This is a genomic window from Lacinutrix cladophorae (assembly GCF_053604645.1).
Map to the genome: position 1 here is coordinate 584,936 of NZ_JBSHNR010000121.1, position 25,197 is coordinate 610,132.

Below are 25,197 nucleotides of genomic sequence, written 5' to 3' on the forward strand. Positions count from 1 at the left end.
TAGCTAAAACATAACCATTTTAAAATAATATACCATTGAAAATTATATCTTATAACGTAAACGGAATTCGCGCAGCTCTTAAAAAAGATTTTATTAAATGGCTTGAAGCTGCAAATCCAGATGTGATTTGTTTACAAGAAATAAAAGCAATGGAAGAGCAATTAGATGTAGATCTTTTTATAGAAGCTGGTTACACATATAATTATTGGTTTTCTGCACAAAAGAAAGGATATAGTGGTGTTGCTATTTTAAGTAAAACCAAACCCAATCATGTAGAATTTGGTACAGGAATAGAATCTATGGATTTTGAAGGAAGAAATATTCGAGCAGATTTTGATGGTATTTCGGTAATGAGTTTATACTTGCCTTCAGGAACTAATGCGGCAAGATTAGATCATAAATTGGAGTACATGGATATGTTTCAAGAATATATTAATAACCTAAAAAAAGAGATTCCAAATCTAGTTATCTGCGGTGATTATAATATATGTCATGAAGAAATAGATATTCATAATCCAAAAATGAAAGGCGTTTCTGGTTTTCTTCCTATTGAAAGAGAATGGATTGGTAGTTTTATAGATAGTGGTTTTGTAGATGCTTTTCGCTTTATACATCCAGAAAAACAAGAGTATAGTTGGTGGAGCTATCGTGCAAACTCAAGAGCAAATAATAAAGGTTGGCGTTTAGATTATACCATGGTGTCTAATCCATTGAAAGAAAAAATAAAAAGAAGCGTTATACTTCAAGAAGCTGTGCATAGTGATCATTGTCCAGTTTTGGTAGAAATAGAAAATTAAAGGAAATAGTAGTTAGTAACTATTTTTCAACACTAAATACTAAAATAAAACCCCAATACAATATGAAAAATAAAATAGTAATTCTTGTAATAGCTACAATTTTAGTTTCCTCCTGCGTTTCTCCAAAAGTATATAAAGACTTAGAGAGTAAGTATGCGAGTCTTAAAAAGGAAAACAAAAAACTCTCAGAAGAAAATGAATCTCTTTTAGGGGCAAATAATAAAACAGAAAATGACTATGCTACCCTTAAAAAGGATTATGATACTGCTATTGCAAACCGCGATAAATTACAAGCAGATTATAATGCGTCTAAAACAAATCTAGAAAACTTAAAGGCTTCTTACGATGCTTTAGAAAAAAACAGTTCTGCTTCTTTGGCTGAAAACTCAAAGAAAAACAGAGAGCTTTTGGCGCAATTAGAGGCTAAAGAACAAGCTTTAGAAGCAGAAAATATTAGACTTGAAAATATTAAAAGCGAACTAGAACAACGTTCTAATAGAGTTACAGAACTAGAGAATATGATCGCATCTAAAGATGCAGCAATGACTCAATTAAAAAATGCCATTTCAAAAGCATTAACAGACTTTGAAGGAAAAGGATTAACAGTAGAACAAAGAGATGGTAAGGTTTATGTTTCTATGGAAAATAAATTGCTTTTCGAATCTGGTAGCTGGGCAGTTGGTGCACAAGGTAAGAAAGCAGTACAACAATTAGGAAATGTTTTAGGCGAAAACCCAGAAATTGCAGTTTTAATCGAAGGGCATACAGATGACGATCCTTATAAAGGTACAGGTCAGATTTCTGGTAATTGGGATTTGTCTACAAAAAGAGCAACAGCAATTGTGAATATTTTAAGAGAAAATAATGCAATAGTACCAGAAAACTTAACAGCTGCAGGAAGAGGAGAATTTGCTCCAATTGCGAGTAATGAAACCGCAGAAGGAAAAGCAAAAAACAGAAGGATTGAAGTTATTTTAACTCCTAAATTAGATGAGGTTACTAAGCTACTAAATGAAATCTAATAGCTTCTCAAGATTTTTTAAACTGAAACGAAAACCATGAAGTACACAACACTGCCAAATACAGATATTAAAGTAAGTAAAATTTGTTTAGGAACCATGACTTGGGGTAATCAAAATACCCAAGAAGAAGGATTTGAACAAATGGATTATGCATTAGATCAAGGTGTTAATTTTTTTGATACTGCAGAATTGTACCCTGTACCTGCAACGGCAGATACATATGCCGAAACGGAACGCATCATAGGAAACTGGTTTAAAAAGTCAGGAAATAGAGAAAAAGTGGTTTTGGCTTCCAAAATTGCAGGACCTGGAGATTATACAGCGCATATTAGAACCAACGGTTTTAAGCCAGAAGCACTAAATGATGCTGTTAATAAAAGTTTAGAACGACTGCAAACCGATTATATAGATTTATATCAATTGCATTGGCCAGAAAGGCAAACAAATACTTTCGATACTAGAGATTATAAACACAACTCTGAGGATAAGTGGCAAGATAATTTTAATGAGATTTTACATACCTTAGATAAAATTGTAAAGGAAGGAAAAATTCGTCAAGTAGGAATTTCTAACGAAAAAGCTTGGGGAACAATGCGCTATTTAGAAGAATCTAAAAAGTATGATTTGCCTAGAATGATAACGGTTCAAAATGCATATTCTTTGCTTAATCGAGTTTTTGAAGGAGACATGGCAGAAATCGCTATGCGAGAAAATATAGGTTTACTTGCATATTCGCCCATGGCTTTCGGTGTGCTTTCTGGTAAGTATATTAACGGAACAGCACCAGCAGATTCGCGATTAAAATTATTTCCAAGATTTAAAAGGTATAGTAGTGATTCTTGTTCGGAAGCAACCAAAAGATATTTACAAATTGCAGAAGCTAATAAGATGAGTTTGGCACAAATGTCTTTAGCATTTGTAACACAACAGCCTTTTGTTACAAGTAATATCATTGGAGCCAGCACAATGACGCAATTAGTAGAAAATATAAATAGTATAAATTTGGAGCTTACTAGTGAGATTTTGAGTCAAATAAAGAAGGTACACGAAGCAATACCTAATCCAAGTGCATAGTGGGTTTGCAAAAACCACTTACTTGTTAACATTTTTATCCTTTTATCGTAAATAAAGGTATTTAATCTATTAAAGTAAAGTTAATTTATTAGGGCTAATCTTTTTTTATACTTTAGGTATTTAATTGAAACATCAATTTTTATTAGATGTTTTGTTAAATAAATTTCAATTAAATATAACGGTTTGTTTAACAGCAAATTAGATGTTTAATATTTTAGTAACTAACCTTAACCATAAAATGAAAAAAATTACCCTCTCCCTATTATTTGGGTTTATGTCTTTAATAGGATTTTCCCAAGTAGGTTTAGTAGAAAATTTTGATTCCGGATTTACGTTACCAGCAGGTTGGACAAGTGATGCAGAAGATTATAGTGTAGCATTTGTTGAAAATTGTGATGGTAGATCTGTTAGAGCAAATTTAGATGATTCTAATTTAGAAGCACACCTTACTTCACCAAACATAGTTGGACAGTCAAATGGAACTGATTTAACAATTGCTTTTGACTATAAAATAGTAGATTGGGCTGGAGCTATTGAAGCAACCGCTCCTGGTTGGGGTGAAATCTTGGTTCAGTATTCTATTAATAATGGAGCTCTATGGACAACTATAGATACCATTAATGATATAAATCATACTACTGCAGCTACTTGTTTTAATTGGACGACATCTGTTCCATCTGCCGATGTACCTAATGGTTCCGATTTTAAATTACGTATAAATACCAACTGGGCAGCAGGAACATATTATGTTTATTTAGATAATATTTCTGTAAGTCAAGTAGTGCCAGATCCACCATCTTGTGTTAATTTAATTACACCAACAGATGGAAGTACTGGAGTTTCCGTGAATACAGATCTAGAATGGTCTTCGGCAACTGGAATACCTTCAGGGTATATTTTAACTGTTGGTACAACATCTGGAGGAGTGGATGTTGTAGATAATGAATTTACAGGTTTATCTACTACTTACGATCTACCTACTTTAGAATATTCAACTACATATTATGTAAGTGTTATTCCTTTCAACGCAAGTGGAAACGCAGTAGGATGTACTGAATACACATTTACGACAGGCGCAGATCCAAGTGCACCTGTAGATTGTGCAACAGGAACGCCTATTAATACAGTGTATTGCTATACTGATAATGATACTCAGACTTGGAATTTTGAAAGTTCCGATGGTGCTCCATTGAATGTGTTTTTTAACGCAGGTCAAATGGAAGCAAATAACTTTGATCAAGTAACTATATATGATGGTATAGATAATACAGGAACAGTATTGTATGACGATAGTAACGGTGGCGATATGGCAGGTGTTTCTGTAATCGCTGATTCAGGATTCGTGTTTATAGAGATAGATAGTGATGGCTCAGGTAGTTGTTCTGCTAATAATTATGTACCCTTAGATTTTGATGTTAGCTGTGTAGATACAGCTGCAGTTCCAAACTGTAATGCATCTTTAACAGCTCCAACAAATGGAGCAACAAATGTAGATGTAGCTACTGTGATTACATGGTCTCCAGCATCTGTAGTTGTTACAGGTTATGTAGTGTCTATTGGTACTACTCCAGGAGGAACAGATATACTTGATAATGAAGATCTTGGAAATGCTCTTTCTTACACGCCAGCAAACTTATTGCCATATGAAACTACAATTTATGTAACTATTACACCATATAATGATAATGGTTCTGCAGTGAATTGTAGTGAGAATAGTTTTATTACAGAATTAAATCCATACCAATGCGACGCAGTGGATCAATGTGTTTTTACTTTTACACTAGAAGATACTTTTGGAGACGGTTGGAATGGTAATACCATGACAGTTTCTCAAAATGGTTTAGAAATAGAGATTTTAGAATTGGCTACAGGCTCAGGGCCTTTAGAGGTTCAAATACCATTATGTGATGGAATTCCGTTCGAATTGTTTTGGAACACTGGTGGTGCTTTTGCTAACGAAGTCGTTATTTCCGTTTCAAATGCATTTGATGATGAAATTTTTGCCATGCCTAGTGGTAGTGGTGGAATACAAGGGACGCAAATTTTTTCAGATATTGTTAATTGTACGCCTCCTTCATGTCCACGACCAACAGATTTAGCTTTAGTAGAAGTTAACATGACTAATGTTGAATTTAGCTGGACAGAAACCGGAACAGCTACTTCATGGGAGGTTATAGTTCAACCTTTAGGTACTGGTTACCCAGCTGGTACAGAACCAGAAATTATTCAAACAACAGATAATCCTTATATTTATGAAAATTTAGACCCTGCAACACAATATGAAATATATGTGCGAGCAATCTGTGGTACAGATGACCTAAGTGATTGGGAAGGACCTCTTAATTTTGATACTACAATTTGTGACGCTATTGATCAATGTGTTTACACTTTTGTTCTAGAAGATACTTTTGGTGATGGATGGAATGGTAATACGATGACAGTATCTCAAAATAATATTGAATTAGAAATTTTAGAACTACCTACCGGAAGTGGACCACTTGAAATTCAAGTTCCACTTTGTGATGGTGTACCTTTTGAGTTGTTTTGGAATACAGGTGGTGCTTTTGCAAACGAAGTTACTATTTCAGTTCTTAACGCATTTGATGATGAGGTTTTCACCATGCCAAGTGGTAGTGGTGGAATACAAGGAACACAAATCTTTTCTGATATTGTTAATTGTACACCTCCAACTTGTCCTAGACCAGATGATTTAACTATTGTTACTTTAAATCCAGATTCTGTTGAAATAGGATGGACAGAAACAGGAGTAGCAACAACGTGGGAGGTTATAGTACAACCTCTAGGTACAGGTTATCCTGACGGTACAGAACCTGAAATTATTCAAACAACAGCTAATCCTTATTTATATGAAGGTTTAACATCTGGAGTAGATTATGAAATTTATGTAAGAGCTGTTTGTGGAACAGACGACTTAAGTGATTGGGAAGGACCGGTTGACTTTACCACACCAGCATCTGTAGATTGTGCAACTGGAGAGTTGTTAAATACAACGTATTGTTACACAGATAATGACACAACAGAATTTGTGTTTGCAAGTAGTGATGGTTCTCAATTAGTAGTATTCTTTAATGCAGGATATATGGAGAGTTGTTGTGATGAATTGATTGTAACAGATTCGGATGGAACAGAACTGTATAACGATAATAATGGAGGAGATTTATCTGGATTAATATTTGTTTCATCGGGTAATAGTATCACAATTGCAGTAAATTCTGATGGTTCTATTAATTGTGGTGGAAATGCAAATAATGCCCAATGGGATTTTGATGTAGCGTGTTTTGATGCAAATGCAGTCCCTAACTGTAATGCTGAAATGACAGCGCCAGTAAATGGAGACATTGATGTTGCTATTGATACGGATATCTCATGGACACCAGCTTCTATATTTGTTACAGGTTATACCATTTCTATGGGGACATCACCTGGAGCTACAGATATAGCAAATAATATAGATATTGGAGATGTTTTAACTTATGACCCTGGAGTATTAACTAATGCAACAGAATATTTTGTTACAATAGTACCATATAATGATAACGGACCTGCAGTAGGTTGTATAGAGCAAAGCTTTAAAACAATATGTATACCACATGAAGTTAGCTTTAATGCTGTTGGTGATTGTGATACAGATCCTAATAACCCGGATTTTGTATTAGAAGTTAATATTACAGATTTAAGTGGTTCTGCTTCTATCTTGATATCAGATGATCAAGGTAGTCCGGTACAAACTGCTACAGCAGTAGGTGTTATTACAATGGGTCCATACCCAGCTAATACGGTAGTAACAATAACTACTATTAAGTCTGATGATGATACCTGTGACGTTATTAGTAGTCCAATAACATTTATTTGTCCACCACCACCAAATCCGTGTTCTATAATATATGCTGGTGAAGACGCTACAGTGAATTGTGATGATACTTCAACAGATTTAGAAGCTAATTTTCATTTATTTGGTCAAGATACTAATACATATATAATTAACGGTTTAGATACTTGTCCATTACCTTCAACTGTTGGAGGTACACCAACTAGTCTTGATATTGATGATACTTGGTCTGATGTTTTAGATATTGGTTTTGAATTCTGTTTCTTCGGACAAGTTTACGATCAGATATTAGTAGGTTCTAATGGTGTTTTATCCTTTGAATTAGAAAACGCTAATACCGGAAATGGATGGGCAATGGGTGCAGGTGATACATTACCTAATAATACTAATGCAACACTAGCTGAAGCAAATATTTTTGGTGTAGGGCATGATATTGACCCTTCGGTAACTGGAGATATTAATTATCTAGTTATTGGTTCAGCACCATACAGACAGTTTGTTGTTAATTATACTGATGTAGCTCATTTTAGTGGTGCATGTAATAATTTATTGTCTAGTTCTCAAATAATACTTTATGAATCATCAAATAATATTGATGTTAATGTATTTGATAAGCCTTTATGTTCCACATGGAATAGTGGTCGTGCTGTAATTGGTGTACAAAATATACCAGGTACTGTAGCATTTACTCCTCCAGGAAGAAATACAGGAGCATGGACAGCTACAAACGAATCATGGAGATTTGCTCCTTCTGAAGGAGTACCAAACTATACTTTTGAATGGTTTGATGGAGCAACTTCTTTAGGAAATGTAGAGAATATTACTGTTTCGCCAACAGAAACGACTACGTATACAGCTACTGTAACTTATGAACTTTGTACAGGTGGTACATCCACTTTAACAGATGAAGTAACAATAGAAGTGGTTGAAGATAATGTTGATACTTCTTTTACAATGACAGAGACTTGTGATGGAGCTACAGCGACAATAGACGGAGATACTGGCGGAGTGTTTACTTTTAACCCAGAACCAACAGATGGTGCGGTTATAGACGCAACAACAGGTGAAGTAACAGCAGGAATTCCTGGAACAATGTATACTATAGAGTATTCTGTTACTAATATTTGTACTTCATCAAGTATGCAAACTATAACAATACCTACAGGAGATGCTTCGTTTACTATGACAGCAACCTGTGATGGAGGTACAGCTACAATAACTGGAGATACAGGAGGAACATTTACATTTAACCCTCTGCCTACAGATGGTGCAATAATAGATGCAACGACTGGTGAAGTAACAGGAGGAACTTCTGGTGCTGTATATACAATTGAATATACAACACCTGGAACTTGTGATACTGTTAGTACTCAAATACTAAATGTATTACCTGGTGGTAATTCCTCGTTTACGATGACTCCAACTTGTGATGGAGCAACGGCTAATGTAACTGGCGATTCTGGAGGAGTGTTTATATTTAATCCTTTACCAACAGATGGTGCAGTAATAGATGCAACAACTGGTGAAATAACTGGAGGAACCCCTAGTACTATGTATACTGTTGAATACTCAGTAACTGGTACATGTTCTTCTATGACCTCACAAACTGTAACGGTATCTCCTTTAGAGGATGCTTCTTTTACAATGATTGCAACATGTGATGGAGGTACAGCAACAATAGATGGAGATATAGGAGGAACATTTGCACTTAACCCTTTACCAACAGATGGCGCAGTAATAGATGCAACAACTGGTACGGTAACAGGAGGAACTCCTGAAGTAGCATATACGATAGAATATACTACTGCTGGACCTTGTTTTGAATCAAGCACTCAAATGGTAACAGTTTTAACAGCAGAAGATGCTACATTTACAATGACTGCTACCTGTGATGGTGGAATAGCAACAATAGATGGGGATACTGGAGGAACATTTGTTTTAAACCCAGTACCTACAGACGATGCAATAATTGATAGTGTTACAGGAGAAATTACTGGAGGAGATTATGAAACTACATATACAGTAGAATATACCACTTCAGGAGCTTGTCCAGAAACTAGTTCACAAATGGTTACAACGCTACCTGCAGATGATGCTGCTTTTACTTTAACTGCAACCTGTGATGGAGCAACAGCAATAATAGATGGAGATACAGGAGGAACATTTGCTTTTAACCCATTACCAACAGATAGTGCAATAATTGATAGTGCTACGGGAGAAATTACTGGAGGAGATAATGAAACTACATATACAGTAGAATATACCACTTCAGGTACTTGCCCAACAACAAGTTCTCAATCAGTAACTACATTAATGTTAGATGATGCGGCATTCACAATGACTGCAACATGTGATGGTGGTTATGTAGAAACAGTTCAAGTTACTGGAGGAACATTTGCTTTCAATCCTTTACCAATAGATGGTGCAATGATTGATTCTTTTACTGGTGAAGTAACAGGAGGCACTGTTGGAGAAACATATGCTATAGAGTATACAACTTCTGGTATTTGCCCGAATTCAAGTATACAAAATTTAACTTTATTGACGGATGTATTTGACTTTACAATAATTGGTGACTGTAATGGAGCTATTTATGAGCTAACCGTAGAACCTATAGGTAATAGCTTTAACCCTTCTACAGCAACTTTTGCATTGTACGACGATATGAATTCACTATTACAAACAAATGTAATAGGAGATAATGTATTTATAATTGATGGAAGTCTCTTTACTCCTCCTATGTCAGGTAGTTCATACAACTATGTTGTTGAGGTTACTTCTGATAGTGGTTGTGTAGAAAGTAATGAAGTTCTAGTAGAAAGTATTAATTGTATTATACCGCAAGGTATTTCTCCTAATAATGATGGTAAAAATGATAGTTTTGATTTAACAGGATATGACGTAAGTAGACTAGAAATTTTTAATAGACATGGTATAAAAGTATATTCAAAAAGAAGTTATACTAATGAATGGTATGGACAGTCGGACGCTGGAGATGAACTTCCTGTAGGAACCTATTTCTATAAAATGGAATACCAAGGGAATAAAACAAGAACATCTTGGATATATTTAAATAGAGAAAACTAATTAACTAACTAATTAATGAAAATGAAAAAATTATATATTATTCTCGCTTTCTTGTTTGCTGTTCAAATGCATGCACAACAAGATCCGCAGTACACACAGTATATGTATAACATGAATGTTGTTAATCCAGCATATGCAGGTTCTTATGAAGGAGTTGCTATTGGTATGCTTTATAGAAGCCAATGGGTTGGATTACAAGGCGCTCCAAAAACAGGAACATTTGCAATTCATTCTCCAGTAGGTAAAAAAGTTGGTTTAGGTCTTTCTTTTATAAGTGACGAAATTGGTCCAGTAAGAGAAACAAATGCTTACGCAGATTTTTCTTATACACTTCCTTTGGGAGCAGATAATAAACTAGCTTTTGGTTTAAAAGCAGGTGCTACATTTCATGATATTGGTTTAAGTGATTTAGAATTAACCGATGCCGATGACGATCTTTTTCAAGATATAAGTGAAGTGACACCTAATATTGGTGCAGGTGTGTATTTTTATAAACCGAATAAATATTATATTTCTGCTTCTATGCCAAATATCTTAAATGCTACGCACTTAGATGCAAATGGTTTAAATATAGGTTCAGAAACACAACACTTATTTGCAGCAGCTGGTTATGTATTTAGTTTATCAGAAAATTTTAAACTTAAACCACACGCTTTGTTTAAAACTGCATTTGATGCACCTTCAAGTTTTGATGTAAATGCCAATCTTTTTATGTATGATATTGTAGAGGTAGGAGTAGGGTATCGTTTAGAAGATTCTTTTAGTGGTATGGTAAACTTTATGGTAACGCCACGTTTAAGAATTGGCTATGCTTATGATGCTATTCAATCCGATTTAAATTATACTACAAGTTCATCACACGAGGTATTTATTAATTTTGATATTGCGTTTCCAAAACGTGTATCTCGTTCACCTCGTTACTTCTAATCCCTTAAGCTAAAGATATTATGAAAAACATAAAAATATTTATAACATTACTATTATTGAGTAGCTTAAGTTTAACTGCTCAAAACAAAAATACTAGTACTGCAGATAAGCACTTTTCAAGATTTGATTTTAATAAGGCTATAGAATCTTATGAGAAATTAGTTGAAAAGGGTAACGCAGATGAGTATGTGTACAAACGTTTAGCGGAAGCAAACTTCAATATTTTTAATACAGTAGATGCCGAAAAATGGTATGCTAAAGCATTAGAAACGTCTCAAGATCCAGAAACAATGATCAACTATGTACAGATGCTTAAAGCTAATGGAAAGTATGAAGAATCTAACGAGTGGATGACAAAATTTGCTAGTATGAGACCAGCAGATGTAAGAGCTATTGCTTTTAAAGAAAATCCAGATTATTTACCTAAAATTTTAGAAAAAGGAAAAAAGTTTAATGTTCAAAATTTAGAAATCAATTCTGAAGTTTCCGATTTTGGAGGTGCTCTTAAAAATGGAAAACTGTATATCACTTCAGCTAGAAATAAAGCAAGAAGAGAATATGGTTGGAACGAACAACCTTTCTTAGATCTTTATGAGTTTACAGTTGAAGAAGATGGTACTTACCAAAACGAAAGCTTATTAGGAAGTGATATCAATACAAAATATCATGAAGGAGTTGTAGCTTTTAGCCCAGATGGAAACACTATGTATTTTTCTAGAGAGAGTTTCTACGAAAAACAATACCAAAAAGATTCTTTATCAAATACTAAATTTAGTGTTTTAAATTTATTTAAAGCTACTAAGTCAGGAAGCGGTTGGTCTAACATAGAGCCATTACCATTTAATAGTAATAACTATAATACAGATCATCCTTCTGTAAGTGCAGATGGTAAAACACTTTACTTTACTTCCGATATGCCTGGAGGATTTGGTCAAGGAGATATTTATAAAACGACTATTAACAGCGATGGTACTTTTGGAGAAGCTAAAAATCTTGGACAAAAAATTAATACAGAAGGACGTGAAATGTTTCCTTTTATAAGCGATAACGGAACGTTGTACTTATCTTCAGATGGACATTTAGGTCTTGGAGGTCTAGATGTGTTTTACACTAAAGAAATAGATGGTAAAATGTCTAAAATACGTAATGTTGGTATTCCTGTGAATAGTAATGGAGACGATTTTGCATTTAGTATTGACGAAGAATCTGGAGAAGGTTTTATTTCTTCTAACAGAGAAGGAGGTAAAGGAAGCGATGATATTTATAGTATTAAAAAATTACAACCTTTATGTGATGTAGAAATTACTTCAACAGTAACAGATAAAGTAACTGGAGCACCTTTAGTTGGAGCTATGGCAACTTTATATGATGATAAAGGAAACAAATTAGCATCTAAACCTACAAGTGCAGAGGGTATTGCTGAATTTATTGTAGAATGTGATACAGACACTGATTTAGAAGTTACTATGGATGGTTACGAAAGCAATAAAATATCTATTGAAGGTACAGATGAAGAAGAAATAGCAGTAGCTATTGCTTTAGATCCAATAGAAGAGATAGTAAAAGCAGATCGTGTAGAATTAAATCCTATTTACTTTGAGTACGATAAATCTAACGTTACAGCAAAAGCTGCCTTCGAGTTAGACAAACTGGTACAAGTAATGAATAGGTATCCTAATATGGTTATTCATGCAAAATCACATACAGATAGTAGAGGTTCTAGTTCATACAACGAAAGATTATCCGATCGTAGAGCTAAAACTACTGTACAATATGTAATATCTAAAGGTATCGATGCTGCTAGAATATCTGGTATTGGTAAAGGAGAAAATGAGCCAGCTGTAAACTGTGCTTCTAACTGTACAGAAGAAGAACACCAACTTAATAGACGTAGTGAGTTTATTATTGTTAGCGGAGGTCCAAATAATCCTTAATAAAAAGGCCTCTTAAATAAGTTTAAAAATCACCTCTATTGAGGTGGTTTTTTATTGGAACAGTTCTAATTAGGTATAAAAACAAAAAAGCCTTACTTTTTTAAAGTAAGGCTTTTTAAGTTATTTAATTTGGTTATCATCTTTGTCGAAAAAATGATATTCTAAATACGTGTAAGCATCTCTTGGTAAAATTTTCACCCATTTCTTATGTTCAAAAAACCATTTTGAACGTATCGATGGAAAACCTTTAGTTAAAAAGGCTGCTATAAAAGGATGTGTGTTTAGGGTCACCTTTTTGTAGTCTTTTTTAAATATCTGTTCCATATCATGTTTAATCTTTGGAACAATATTTATTGGAGCTTCAACTTCAGAACCATTTAAACCATTAGGGTTTTCTTCTCTGGTTTTAATGTTCATTTCTGGTCTTACTCTTTGTCTAGTAATTTGTATCAATCCAAATTTACTTGGAGGTAGTATTTTATGTTTAGCTCTATCATCTTTCATTTCATCACGTAGATGATTAAAAAGCTTTTTTCTATGTTCAGCAGTATTTAAGTCAATAAAATCTACAACAATAATTCCACCCATATCACGTAAACGCAATTGTCTGGCCATTTCTGTTGCAGCAATTAAATTAACTTCAAGTGCTGTATCCTCTTGCGAGTTGGATTTGTTAGAACGGTTTCCGCTATTTACATCTACAACATGAAGCGCTTCGGTATGTTCTATTACCAAATATGCTCCTTTTGCCATGGAAACTGTTTTTCCAAAAGAGGTTTTAATTTGTCTTTCTATTCCAAATTTTTCAAATATTGGAACGTTAGACTGATACAATTTAACTATCGATTCTTTTTTAGGTGCAATTTGTTGCACATATTCTTTAATTTGAATGTAAAGCGCTTCATCATCGACATGAATTCCTGTAAAGGAATCATTAAAAATGTCTCGTAAAATAGAGGAAGCTTTATTCATCTCGCCTAATACTTTACTTGGATGGTGTGCTTTATGTAGCTTTTTACACATTGCGGTCCAACGACCTAACAAATTTTGTAAATCTTTATCTAGTTCAGCTACTTTTTTGCCTTCTGCTACTGTACGAATAATTACACCAAAACCTTTTGGAGTAATGCTTTTAACCAAACGTTTTAGTCTTTCTTTTTCTTCTTTGCTTTCTATTTTTTGAGAAATAGAAATTCGATCAGAAAATGGTACTAAAACAATATATCTACCAGCAATAGAAAGCTCAGAGCTTATTCTAGGGCCTTTTGTAGATATTGGTTCTTTTACTATTTGTACTAGTAACGATTGATTTGATTTTATAACGTTAGCAATGCTTCCGTTTTTATCAATATCTTTTTCAAATGGGAAATTCTTTAATGAAAAATCATTTAGTTTACCTGTGCTTACACTTTTTGTGAATTTTAAAAGGGAAGGTAGTTTTGGTCCTAAATCATGATAATGCAAAAATGCATCTTTTTCATAGCCTACATTAACAAATGCAGCATTTAGACCAGGAACAGCTTTTCGTATTTTGGCAATAAACACATCGCCAACAGAAAAGTTGTTACCATCTTCATCTTTTTGTAATTCAATAAGTTTTCCATCTTTTAATAAGGCAAAATCAACGTGGTTGGAACTAGATCTAATGATCAATTCTTTATCCATTTTGTTAATTTTTATCCATACTTTAAAGTTACTAGGTTGAAGAGTTAAAGCGTTAAGAAAGTAAAAAGCATTAAAGCTTTCAACTAATAACTTGTAACTATTGACCAGTAACTAAATTGTACAGATGGATTATACATTATTTATTCTAATCATAGTTAATAATAACTATGATTAGAAATCACAGGATTTTTTAAATCCGTGGAGTTCAAACTACGCAAGGTAATACGTGTTTTTGTAGAACTCATTTCAAAGAACGTTTGCTATAAACTAAAAAAGTAGCTATTAACTACTTTTTTAATCTATTTCTTCTTTTTGTGACGATTAGCGCGTCTTCTTTTTTTACGCTTATGCGTAGCAACCTTGTGTCTTTTGCGTTTTTTACCACTTGGCATAAGTTGATTGTTTTTTAAATTAATATTATTTTAGCGTCTTACTTAACGTCTACATTTGTTTTTACTCCTTCTACAAATACTTTAGCAGGTTTAAATGCTGGAATATTATGAGCAGGTATTTTTATTGTTGTATTCTTAGAAATGTTTCTACCAGTTTTTTCAGCTCTAGTTTTAATTATAAAGCTTCCAAAACCTCTTAAGTATACATTGTCTCCTCCTTCTAAAGATGTTTTTACTTCATCCATAAAGGTTTCAACAGTTGCTTGAACATCTCCTTTTTCAATTCCTAATTTCTCAGAAATTTTTGCTACTAAATCAGCCTTAGTCATTTTCTATTATTTTTAATTATTGTAATCAGTTATTAAGGGATGCAAATATAGGAATTTAAATTTCAATATTTCAAACCTAATTCACTAAAATTTAACCTAATAAACGTTTATTTTTGCAGTTACTATATATATTAAATGATAATAAATAAAACTTTAACACGCTGGTATTCAGTAAATAAGAGGGATTTGCCATGGCGAAGAACTACCAATCCTTACTTTATATGGCTGTCTGAAATTATTTTACAACAAACAAAAGTAGACCAAGGGTTACCATATTATGAAGCTTTTGTTACTAATTTTCCAACCATTTTTAGACTTGCAGAGGCAGAAGAGGAAGAGGTTTTAAAATTGTGGCAAGGTTTAGGCTACTACTCTAGAGCTAGAAATTTACATGCAACGGCTAAACATATAGTTAATGCGCTTAATGGTAAATTTCCAGATAATTATAAAGATTTAATAAAACTTAAAGGCGTTGGTGATTATACTGCTAGTGCCATTGCTTCTATTTGCTTTAATGAGGTTTGTGCTGTGGTAGATGGTAATGTATATAGAGCATTTTCTAGATATTTTGGTATTTCCACTCCTATAAATAGTACTCAGGGTCAAAAAGAATTTAAAATATTAGCACAAAAATTAATAAATAAGGAAGATCCTGCTACATTTAACCAAGCTATTATGGAATTTGGTGCTAGACAATGTAAACCCAAAAATCCAGATTGTACTATTTGTCCATTGCAAAACAGTTGTGTTGCTTTGCAGAAAAACCTAATTACAGCGTTACCGGTAAAAAAGAAAAGCCTAAAACCCAAAAAGAAACATTTTAATTTTTTAGTTTTTGTTTCTAGAGAAGGGGATACCATTTTAGAAAAAAGAGAAGGTAAAGGTATTTGGCAAAACCTCTTTCAGTTCCCTTTAATTGAAAGTGAACAAAGTATGACTTTTAATTCTATGACTGCACAATTAAAAAATCATGATTTAACAAGAGATACTATATTTAATTTGTCCTTATATAATGAAGAAGAAATTATTCATAAATTATCGCATCAACATTTATATACTAAATTCTGGATTATTGAGATAGACCGACTAGCTTTAAAGGGTATTTCGATAAATGAAATAAAAAAATATCCAGTTCCTATTTTAGTTTCTAATTTTATAGATGCTTTTAATTTTTAAAGCTTTAGAGTTTATGATTAGTCTTTTATAGTTAAATAAGGAGCTAGTATAATTTATAGTTTTTTAGGTATATTAAGCTTGGTATGGAAGTTTCATTTTTTTTTACTAATTTTAAGTTTATCAATTGCAAAAGCGTAATTTTGTCTATTCCTCTTTTTTCGTTTTTAAATTAAAAATTAAAGAAGAATTCATTGTAAAAAAAAGATATTATGTCAGGTACACTAAATAAGGTAATGCTAATTGGGCATTTAGGAGATGAAGTAAAAATGCATTATTTTGAAGGAGGTGGTTGTGTAGGTCGTTTTCCTATTGCAACGAATGAAACCTATACGAATAAACAAACTAACGAACGCGTTACAAATACCGAATGGCATAATATAGTTGTACGTAATAAAGGAGCAGAAATTTGCGAAAAATATTTAAGTAAAGGCGATAAAGTATATATAGAAGGAAGAATTAAAACCAGAAAATGGCAGGATGAAAGTGGAAATGATCGTTTCTCTACTGAAATTCAATGTAATGATTTTACCTTTTTAACAACTAAAAATGAAAGCGGAAATGCAAATAATACTGCACAACAACAACAACCTAAGCCGCAAGCTTCACAACCAAAAGCAAGCGCTCCAGTTATAGAAGATGATAATGATGACCTTCCTTTTTAAAGTTTAATTAAAATTATAATCCTTGGATCCCGAGCCCTCGAGTTTTTTATTAATAAGTTTAGCAATTGATTTTTCAATTGTAATTGGTTTTGTGCTCTTATTTGTACTATTGCTTTGTTCTGCACTAATTTCTGGTGCTGAAGTAGCCTTTTTTTCATTAACAGACGCTGATATCGAAGAAGGTTTAGAACAAAATACAAAACCTACGGAAATTATTTCCTATTTATTAGAAAGACCAAAAAAACTACTTGCAACCATACTAGTAGCAAACAATTTTATAAATATAGCAATTGTAATTCTGTTTGCATATTTAGGGAATTTTATGTTTGAAAGTATTAGCTCTTCTATTATAAAATTTATTTTAGAAGTTGTTTTAGTTACCTTTTTAATATTACTATTTGGTGAAATTTTACCCAAAGTATATGCAATTAGAAATAAATTGAAGTTTGCCACATTTATGGCTTATCCACTACGTTTTTTAGATGTAATTTTTTCTCCTATTAGTTTGCCAATGCGAAGCATAACCCTTGCTATAAATAATAAATTTGGTAAACAAAAATCGAACCTTAGTGTCGATCAGCTTTCACAAGCATTAGAACTTGCTAGTGATGAAGACACAACTAAAGAAGAGCAAAAAATACTGCAAGGTATTGTTTCTTTTGGGAATACTGATACCAAGCAAGTTATGCGACCGCGAATAGATATTTTTGCATTAAATGTTGAGCAAAAGTATGCAGAAATAATTCCAGAGATTATTAAAAATGGCTATTCTAGAATTCCAGTTTATAAAGATAATATAGATACTGTAATTGGTGTTTTATACGTTAAAGATTTGCTGCCTTATATCGATAGAAAGCAGATGGACTGGAAAAGCTTACTTCGGGAGCCGTTTTTTGTGCCAGAAAATAAAAAACTGGATGATTTAATGGCAGAGTTTCAAGAAAAGAAAGTGCATTTAGCAGTTGTTGTTGATGAATATGGAGGAACCTCTGGGCTGATTTCTTTAGAAGATATTATTGAAGAAATTGTAGGAGATATTAGTGATGAGTTTGATGACGAAGGATTAATCTATTCTAAACTGGATGATAAAAACTATGTTCTTGAAGGTAAAACAGCCTTAAAAGACTTTTATAAAATTATAAAACTAGAAGAACAAGATATATTTGAAAACAATAAAGGAGAGGCCGAAACTATTGCGGGTTTTATATTGGAAACCTCTAAAAGTTTCCCGAAAACGAATAGTAAAATAGTTTTTGAAGACTACGTTTTTACTATAGAAGCATTAGATAAAAAACGAATAATTCGTGTAAAAGTTACCCTACCTTAATATCTCGATTAAAATTGTAAACTGATATTGCAAACAGAATACTTTATGAAATATAACATAAAAAATTATAGCATATTAATACGTTTCTCTTTTATGCTATGTTTCTTAATAATTTCCTGCGGAAAAGAAACAACGCCTAAGCCAGCAGCAAAACTACGTTTGGAATATCCCGAGCCTAAGTATAAAGAAACAAGCTTTAATATGCCGTTTGCTTTTGAAAAAAACGAATTGGCAACAAAGGTTAAGACTAGGAAACTAAGTGGTGTTGATAGTTATGGTGTTAATTTAGAATATCCAGCTTTAAAAGGAACTATTTATTTAACATACAAAGCAATAAACAAAAGCGAAGAAAAATTAGTTTCTTATTTGCGAGACGCCCAAAATTTTACGCAAGAACACACGCAAAAGGCAGATGAAATTGCAGAAAGACCTTATGAAAATAAAGATCGTAAAGTTTACGGAATGTTTTATGAAGTAGGTGGTAATGCTGCATCGCAATCCCAATTTTATGTAACAGATAGTACAGATCATTTTTTAACAGGCTCCTTATATTTTTATACAAAACCAAATTTTGACTCTATACTTCCAGCTGCAAATTATCTACAAAAAGATATACAACGAATCATGGAAACTGTTACCTGGAAATAAAAAAAAGCTTCTCAATGAGAAGCTTTTTTTTTTAAAACAATTTATTTATTGTTTTAAGCTTTAGTCTTATCGGCACAACATGCTTCTTTGCAATCTGCAGCACAAGCCATTTTCTTATCTGAAGACACGCCTTCTTTAGCACAACATGCTTTTTTGCAATCTGCACTACATGCCTTTTTAGCAGTAAACGATTCTACAGTTTTCATTTCTTTAACAGTGTAAGTGTCACCAACTTTAGATACCGTTTCCTCTAGAGAAGTTGTAGTTACTTTAGCATTATCGTACTCCACCATTGCTAGTTTTTTGTCGTAATCTACTTTTGCAGATTTTACGCCTTCCATTTTAGCTAATTTCTTTTCAATAGTTCTTGCACAACCAATGGCACAAGTCATACCTTCAATGGTGAATTCAGCTTTTGCATATGTTGCATTTGGGTCTAAGGCTGCTTTTGTAGTTTTAACCGCAGTTTCTGTTTCAACCGTTACTACTTCTGCTTTAGTCTCTTTTTTACAGCTAAAAGTAATTATTGCAATTACGGCAATAACTAATATTTTTTTTATTTGTTTCATTGTATAAGTTTTTGTTATCCTAATGTTTACAAATCTAATAATTATTTGCTGTAAATTGTGTTAAAAAGTATCACTTTTGTGCTATTAAAAAGTAATGCATGTTTCAGAATAATAAAAAATGGGTTTATCTTATTGTTTTATCTCTAATTTGGGGAACTTCATTTATACTTATTAAAAAAGCGCTTATAGGTTTAAATCCATATCAATTAGGTGCTTTAAGAACAATAATAACTGGGTTGTTTTTGTTTATAGCAGGGTATAAAACAGTGAAAACTATAAAAAAGAAAGATTGGAAATGGATTGCTATTTCAGGTTTTTTTGGTTCTTTTATTCCTGCTTTTTTCTTTGCTATTGCCGAAACGGAAATCGATAGTGCTGTTGTTTCTGTTTTAAATTCACTAGTTCCTTTAAATACTATTTTATTTGGTTTTGCAGTGTTTAAAATAGCTTCTACAAGAAAACAAGTTTTAGGTGTTGTTATAGGTTTTATAGGTACTGCAATTTTAATTTTACAAGGAGCAGCATTGAATCCGCATCAAAACTATATGTATGCGGGATTTGTTATTGCTTCCACTTTAATGTATGCCGTAAATGTAAATGTTATTAAAAAGTATTTGCAAGAGGTTAAACCTTTAGCTATTGCAACAGGAAATTATGTAGTTATTTTTATTCCAGCAATATTGGTTTTGTTGTGTACCGGGTTTTTCACCAAAGAGACGTTTAGTAAGCCAGAACTTGGCATGTCTATATGGTATGTTTCTTTATTGTCTTTTTTTGGTACAGCTTTAGCTAAAGTACTTTTTAATAAATTAGTACAAATGTCTACTCCTGTCTTTGCTTCATCGGTAACGTATGTAATGCCAATTGTGGCATTAGGTTGGGGGATTTTAGACGGAGAAGGGTTTAGTTTGTTGCAAGCTTTTGCTTCTGGTGTTATATTAATTGGTGTTTATTTATCTCAAAAAAGAGCATAAAAAAACCGAAGCGTTACCTTCGGTTTTATTTTGTTTAAAGATTTTGACTAGTCAAAATCAGCATCAGTAACACCTTCGTTAACTTTAATTTCTTTTACAATAAAATCAAATTTACGAGGTCCCATAGTTTGATTCATTTTAAAAGGAAACTTTACTCCAGATACCTCTTGGTATTCTGTAAAAGTTATTGAAGAAGCTCCCATAGGAGTAGCTTTTTCTTCTTTTATTTTTAATCCAGTTTCTACGCTATAAAAGTTTGTTTGCTCTTCAGAGATTTTAATTCTGTATGCTTTTTCACCATCTACATCTTCTATTTTTTCTAAAGTAACGCCACCATTTAAATAGTTTACTTCAGGAAAAGGAGATCCTTCTACTTGAGTTTTTTTAACGTCATCAGCATTCATATCGGTACGTTGTCCTTGCATAATAGAGTATCCAGTTTCTCCATCAATAACGGTTTTCATCATAGATTGTCCCATTGCTATTACTTCTTGAGCAAATTGGTTTTTAGCCGTTTTTTTCAGCTCAAGGTTCATCATCATTCCTGGTTGTAATTCCGCTTCAGCAGTAATAAAAACAGAATTTACTTTATCTAGATTTGCTTTTCCTCCAATAGCATTAATATATTTGTTTAATACCGTATTTGCATCTATGTCACTAGGCATTTCTATGTTGTAGTTTGGTTTTTCTACAGGATTGGCGTAAGCATCATAATATTTAATTGGTACATTGTTTCCGTTAAAGGTGATTTTTTCTAAATTCTCTAATACTTCGCTACCTTTTCCAACCACAACAATTCTTGCGCTATCTGTACCAAAATATTTATTTGCGACTCTAGTTACGTCTTCAATAGTTACAGCTTTTATTTTTGATAAATACGTTGTGTAGAAGTCTTTAGGTAGGTCGTTTGTCTTAATGTTTAATGCATAGCGAGCAATGTTTTGAGGGTTTTCTAGGGCTAAAACGAAGTCTCCTAGATATTTTGCTTTTGCGTTTTCTAGTGCTTGTGCAGAAACAGGTTCTTCTTTAATTCTTTTTATTTCTTTTAAAGTTTCAACAACGGCACTATCTGTTACCGCATTTCTTACTGCTGCTCCAGCTTTAAAACGAGATGCGTATTTATCTGCTCCAATACTAGATCGAGCTCCATAAGTATAACCATGAGCCTCACGAAGATTCATGTTTAAGTAACTATTAAATCCACCACCTAAGATTTTGTTTGCAATTAAAAGTGCATGATAATCTGGGTCGTTCATTTTTAAATCTACATTGCTAGTTAAAGAAATGTTAGATTGAACGGCATTTGGCATATCTACAAAACTAATTTGTGTATACTTAACATTTGGCATTGCTTCTGGAACTGTCGAAACTACATTTAAATTGCTTTCCCAAGAAGAGAAGTAGTTTTTGATTTGCCTTTCTATGGTTGTGTAATCTACATCGCCAACAACAACTAAATATGCATTAGAAGGCGTGTAATATCTGTCATAAAAAGTTTTAACATCATTAAGTGTTGCTTTACTGATAGTTTCTTCGGTTACAAATTCTCCATAAGGATGATGTGTTCCATAAGCTAATGCGCTTCCTACTCTTGAAGCTACTGCATCTACACTTTTTTTATTAGACTTTAAACCTTCAATAGCTTTTTCTTTTTCCTTTTGAAACTCTTCTTCTGTTAGTAAAGGGTTTTTAACAGCATCTGCCATTAGTTTTAAAATTCTATCCGAATATTTAGATAGAGAACTAGCGTAACCTCCATTGTATCTAAAGCTCATTCTTGCACCTAAAAAGTCTATTTCTTCATTAAATGCATCTTTAGTGATTGTTGTAGTTCCATTTCCAAGCATGCTTCCTAGTAATCCAGAAACTCCTGCAATATCTCCTTCTTTTACGGGTTTGTTGTCTATGGTTAAACTGTAAGAAACACGAGGTAATTTATGGTTTTCTACTACTAAGACTTTTAATCCGTTTGGTAGCTCGAATTCTCCAGGAACTTCTAATGCAATTTTAGGAGCAGGACCTGCTTTTGGTTGTTTAGATCTGTCTACTTGTGCTTCTGCGCCAAGAGACATTAAAAACAATGTTAATATGGTAAGTATTTTAGTCTTCATTTTATATGTTTTTATTTTATTGATCTTTTTCTTTTGGTAAGTATTCCATTACTAATCGCTGATTTGCATTTAAGTATTTTTTAGCAACCGCTTGAATATCTTCTCTCGTAATAGATCTGTAGATGTCGATTTCTTTATTGATTAAAGAGGTGTCACCGTATAGCATGTAATATGTTGCTAAAGAACCTGCAATACCTTCTACGCTAGAATTAGAATTTACAAATTGATTCTCAAATTTGTTTTGAAGTTTTTGGTGATCTCTTTCTGAGATTAACTCATTTTGTACTTTTAAAATCTCTTCATCAATTTCTTTTAAAACGTCTTCAAGTTTTACATCACCTAAAGGTAATCCGTATAAAATATACGTACCATAATCTTCTTGACTACTATTAAATGCGCCAACTTGTAAAGCCATTTTCTTTTCGTCAACTAGTTTTTTGTAAAGTTTTGAAGATTTCCCGTCACTTAAATAGCTAGAAAGCATATCTAAAACATAGGCATCTCTTTCTTTCATAGAAGGAGTTCTGTAAGCAGCTACAATAGCAGGGATTTGAATATTGCTATCGTAAGCAGTAGCTGTAATTGGAGCTGTAATTGGGTCTTCTTTTGGAAAGTTTCTAATAATTTCTTCACCTCTAGGAATTGGTCCAAAATAGTCTTGGATCATTTTTTTTACCGAAGGAACGTCTATATCTCCTGCGACCACTAAAACAGCGTTATTTGGTACATAGAATTTTTTGTTAAATGCTTGAAATTCTTCTAAAGTTGCAGCGTCTAAATGAGCCATTTCTCCTATGGTTGTCCAACGATAAGGATGCTTTTTAAACATGTTTTTCTTAACGTTTTCAAAAAACTTACCATAAGGTGAATTGTCTACTCGTAAACGTTTTTCTTCTTTAACTACTTCGTTTTGTGTATCTACTCCAATTTGATTAATAATAGGGTGCATTAATCTTTCCGATTCCATCCATAAGCCAGTCTCTACACTGTTTGAAGGGAACACTTCGTAGTAGTATGTTCTGTCGTCAGTGGTGTTGGCATTGTTGCTTCCTCCGTTAGAGCTAACAATAGTAAACCATTCTCCACGTGCAATGTTTTCTGTTCCTTCAAATAAAAGGTGTTCGAAAAAGTGAGCAAAACCAGTTCTTTCAGGATTTTCGTCTTTTGCTCCAACATGATACATTACAGAAGTTGTTACTACAGGTGCAGAGTTGTCTTTGTGTAAGATAACATGCATGCCGTTATCTAAATCGTACTCTTCATACTTAACTTCTTGAGCAGTTGCTGTAAAACCAGCGATGCATAAAGAAGTTAAAGCCAAAATGCGTTTTTTCATTGTGTGTTTGTTTAAAGATTTAATAGTTTGTCTGTATCTTTAATTAAAAGTTACAGGTATTCAAAAGTAATCAATCACGAAATGGTATTTGTTAACAAATTCAGAAAATTAAAATTATATCATTCAAAACTAATAAAACGTTTGTGGTTTAATAAATTAGAAGTATATTTGCATCCGTTTTCTAAGGAAAATGAGATTATTTTATATAAATTAATTAATAAAAACGTTACGCTATGTACGCAATTGTAGAGATAGCAGGGCATCAATTTAAAGTTGAAAAAGACCAAAAAGTTTTTGTTAACCGTTTAGCAACAGAAGAAGGAAAGAGTATATCTTTCGACAATGTTCTTTTAATTGCAGATGGTAGCAATGTAACTGTAGGCGCCCCAGCTATAGGCGGAGCACAAGTAAGTGCAAAAGTCTTAAAGCACCTTCAAGGTGATAAAGTTATTGTTTTCAAAAAGAAAAGAAGAAAAGGTTACCGTGTTAAAAATGGACACAGACAAGCTTTATCTGAAATCGTAATTGAAAGCATTGTAGCTTCAGGAGCTAAACCAGCTAAGGCTGAAAAAGCTGCTCCAGCTAAAAAAGCTGCTCCAAAAACAGAAGTTAAAGCAAAACCAGCTGCTAAAAAAGCAACAGGTAAAGCTGATGATTTAAAGAAAGTTGAAGGTATTGGACCAAAAATTGCATCTACTTTAGTAGAAGCAGGAATTGCAACTTTTGCTGAATTAGCTAAAACGGATGCAGCAAAAATTTCTGAAATCATTGCAGGTGTTCGTGGTAACCACGTAACAGATACTTGGCCAGCGCAAGCTCAAATGGCTGCTGATGGTAAGTGGGATGAGTTAAAGAAATGGCAAGATGAATTAGATGGTGGTAAAGCTTAATCGCTAACTACTTTAAGTATAACAAATAAAACCTTAAGACAATGGCTCATAAAAAAGGAGTTGGTAGTTCGAAGAATGGTAGAGAATCAGAATCAAAACGCTTAGGTGTTAAGATATTTGGTGGACAAGCTGCTATTGCTGGAAATATCATATTAAGACAAAGAGGTAATACACACCACGTTGGTGAAAATGTATACCAAGGAAAAGATCATACTTTACATGCTAAAGTTGATGGTTTAGTAAAATTCACAAAGAAAAAAGATAACAGATCTTATGTTTCTATTGAGCCTTTTGAGGCTTAGGAATTTTATTTTATAAACACACTAAAACACCTTTACTTTTTAAGTAAAGGTGTTTTTTTATGCGCTATAATTAAAAAAGATAAAATGGATTACGAATAATATTCCTGTAATAATAGTTGTTGATG

18 protein-coding genes are annotated in these 25,197 nt (G+C 32.9%); 13 read left to right on the forward strand and 5 right to left on the reverse strand.

Annotation, left to right across the window (positions count from 1 at the left end; all coding sequences use genetic code 11):
* Positions 1-35 precede the first annotated feature (35 nt).
* The 6 genes from ACVC3Y_RS15565 to ACVC3Y_RS15590 all read left to right on the forward strand — a co-directional run bounded on the left by ACVC3Y_RS15565 (position 36) and on the right by ACVC3Y_RS15590 (position 12,691).
* Entirely contained in the window at positions 36-797 is a 762-nt protein-coding gene (locus tag ACVC3Y_RS15565) for an exodeoxyribonuclease III (RefSeq protein ID WP_452227392.1), read from the forward strand.
* Positions 798-859: 62 nt separating this feature from the next.
* Positions 860-1,819 carry an OmpA family protein gene (locus ACVC3Y_RS15570; RefSeq protein WP_452227393.1) on the forward strand — a complete coding sequence of 320 codons (960 nt, stop codon included), beginning with the start codon at positions 860-862 and terminating at the stop codon, positions 1,817-1,819.
* 36 nt (positions 1,820-1,855) lie between these two features.
* The gene (locus ACVC3Y_RS15575) at positions 1,856-2,893 is read left to right on the forward strand and encodes an aldo/keto reductase (RefSeq protein WP_303420852.1); all 1,038 of its coding nucleotides are present in this window, start codon (positions 1,856-1,858) and stop codon (positions 2,891-2,893) included.
* A gap of 238 nt (positions 2,894-3,131) precedes the next feature.
* A complete protein-coding gene (locus ACVC3Y_RS15580; RefSeq protein ID WP_452227394.1) occupies positions 3,132-9,830 on the forward strand; it encodes a T9SS type B sorting domain-containing protein in 6,699 nt (2,232 codons plus the stop codon).
* A 21-nt stretch (positions 9,831-9,851) separates the two neighbouring features.
* Positions 9,852-10,757, forward strand: coding sequence for a PorP/SprF family type IX secretion system membrane protein (locus ACVC3Y_RS15585; RefSeq protein WP_303420848.1), 906 nt, complete (start codon positions 9,852-9,854; stop codon positions 10,755-10,757).
* Positions 10,758-10,777: 20 nt separating this feature from the next.
* Positions 10,778-12,691 (forward strand): OmpA family protein, encoded by a 1,914-nt coding sequence (locus ACVC3Y_RS15590; RefSeq protein WP_452227395.1) that lies wholly within the window; start codon positions 10,778-10,780, stop codon positions 12,689-12,691.
* 120 nt (positions 12,692-12,811) lie between these two features.
* Here ACVC3Y_RS15590 and ACVC3Y_RS15595 read toward each other — a convergent pair whose 3' ends face one another.
* Together ACVC3Y_RS15595 and ACVC3Y_RS15600 are read right to left on the reverse strand one after the other, a co-directional pair.
* The gene (locus ACVC3Y_RS15595) at positions 12,812-14,356 is read right to left on the reverse strand and encodes a ribonuclease E/G (RefSeq protein ID WP_303420845.1); all 1,545 of its coding nucleotides are present in this window, start codon (positions 14,354-14,356) and stop codon (positions 12,812-12,814) included.
* Between the two features lie 430 nt (positions 14,357-14,786).
* Entirely contained in the window at positions 14,787-15,077 is a 291-nt protein-coding gene (locus tag ACVC3Y_RS15600; RefSeq protein WP_303420844.1) for an HU family DNA-binding protein, read from the reverse strand.
* A gap of 135 nt (positions 15,078-15,212) precedes the next feature.
* On the opposite strand from ACVC3Y_RS15600, the gene mutY reads away from it, so the two are divergent.
* From mutY to gldD, 4 genes are all read left to right on the forward strand, one after another.
* A complete protein-coding gene (gene mutY, locus ACVC3Y_RS15605; protein ID WP_303420843.1) occupies positions 15,213-16,253 on the forward strand; it encodes an A/G-specific adenine glycosylase in 1,041 nt (346 codons plus the stop codon).
* Between the two features lie 209 nt (positions 16,254-16,462).
* Entirely contained in the window at positions 16,463-16,915 is a 453-nt protein-coding gene (locus ACVC3Y_RS15610; RefSeq protein ID WP_303420842.1) for a single-stranded DNA-binding protein, read from the forward strand.
* A gap of 22 nt (positions 16,916-16,937) precedes the next feature.
* Positions 16,938-18,242, forward strand: coding sequence for a gliding motility-associated protein GldE (locus tag ACVC3Y_RS15615; RefSeq protein WP_303420840.1), 1,305 nt, complete (start codon positions 16,938-16,940; stop codon positions 18,240-18,242).
* Positions 18,243-18,287: 45 nt separating this feature from the next.
* Positions 18,288-18,890: a gliding motility lipoprotein GldD gene (gene gldD, locus ACVC3Y_RS15620; protein WP_303420838.1), complete on the forward strand. Its 603-nt coding sequence runs from the start codon at positions 18,288-18,290 to the stop codon at positions 18,888-18,890.
* Positions 18,891-18,943: 53 nt separating this feature from the next.
* Here gldD and ACVC3Y_RS15625 read toward each other — a convergent pair whose 3' ends face one another.
* A complete protein-coding gene (locus ACVC3Y_RS15625; protein WP_303420835.1) occupies positions 18,944-19,459 on the reverse strand; it encodes a cation transporter in 516 nt (171 codons plus the stop codon).
* A gap of 98 nt (positions 19,460-19,557) precedes the next feature.
* Here ACVC3Y_RS15625 and ACVC3Y_RS15630 point away from each other — a divergent pair, with 98 nt between their 5' ends.
* Positions 19,558-20,433 (forward strand): DMT family transporter, encoded by an 876-nt coding sequence (locus ACVC3Y_RS15630; protein WP_452227396.1) that lies wholly within the window; start codon positions 19,558-19,560, stop codon positions 20,431-20,433.
* 47 nt (positions 20,434-20,480) lie between these two features.
* Here the strand turns inward: ACVC3Y_RS15630 and ACVC3Y_RS15635 are convergent, their stop codons facing one another.
* Both ACVC3Y_RS15635 and ACVC3Y_RS15640 read right to left on the reverse strand, forming a co-directional pair.
* Positions 20,481-22,544 (reverse strand): M16 family metallopeptidase, encoded by a 2,064-nt coding sequence (locus ACVC3Y_RS15635; protein ID WP_303420831.1) that lies wholly within the window; start codon positions 22,542-22,544, stop codon positions 20,481-20,483.
* Between the two features lie 16 nt (positions 22,545-22,560).
* Positions 22,561-23,880 (reverse strand): M16 family metallopeptidase, encoded by a 1,320-nt coding sequence (locus tag ACVC3Y_RS15640; protein WP_303420829.1) that lies wholly within the window; start codon positions 23,878-23,880, stop codon positions 22,561-22,563.
* A gap of 233 nt (positions 23,881-24,113) precedes the next feature.
* Here ACVC3Y_RS15640 and rplU point away from each other — a divergent pair, with 233 nt between their 5' ends.
* Both rplU and rpmA read left to right on the forward strand, forming a co-directional pair.
* Entirely contained in the window at positions 24,114-24,770 is a 657-nt protein-coding gene (gene rplU, locus ACVC3Y_RS15645) for a 50S ribosomal protein L21 (protein WP_452227397.1), read from the forward strand.
* A gap of 41 nt (positions 24,771-24,811) precedes the next feature.
* Positions 24,812-25,072 (forward strand): 50S ribosomal protein L27, encoded by a 261-nt coding sequence (rpmA, locus tag ACVC3Y_RS15650; RefSeq protein ID WP_303420825.1) that lies wholly within the window; start codon positions 24,812-24,814, stop codon positions 25,070-25,072.
* Positions 25,073-25,197: the final 125 nt, after the last annotated feature.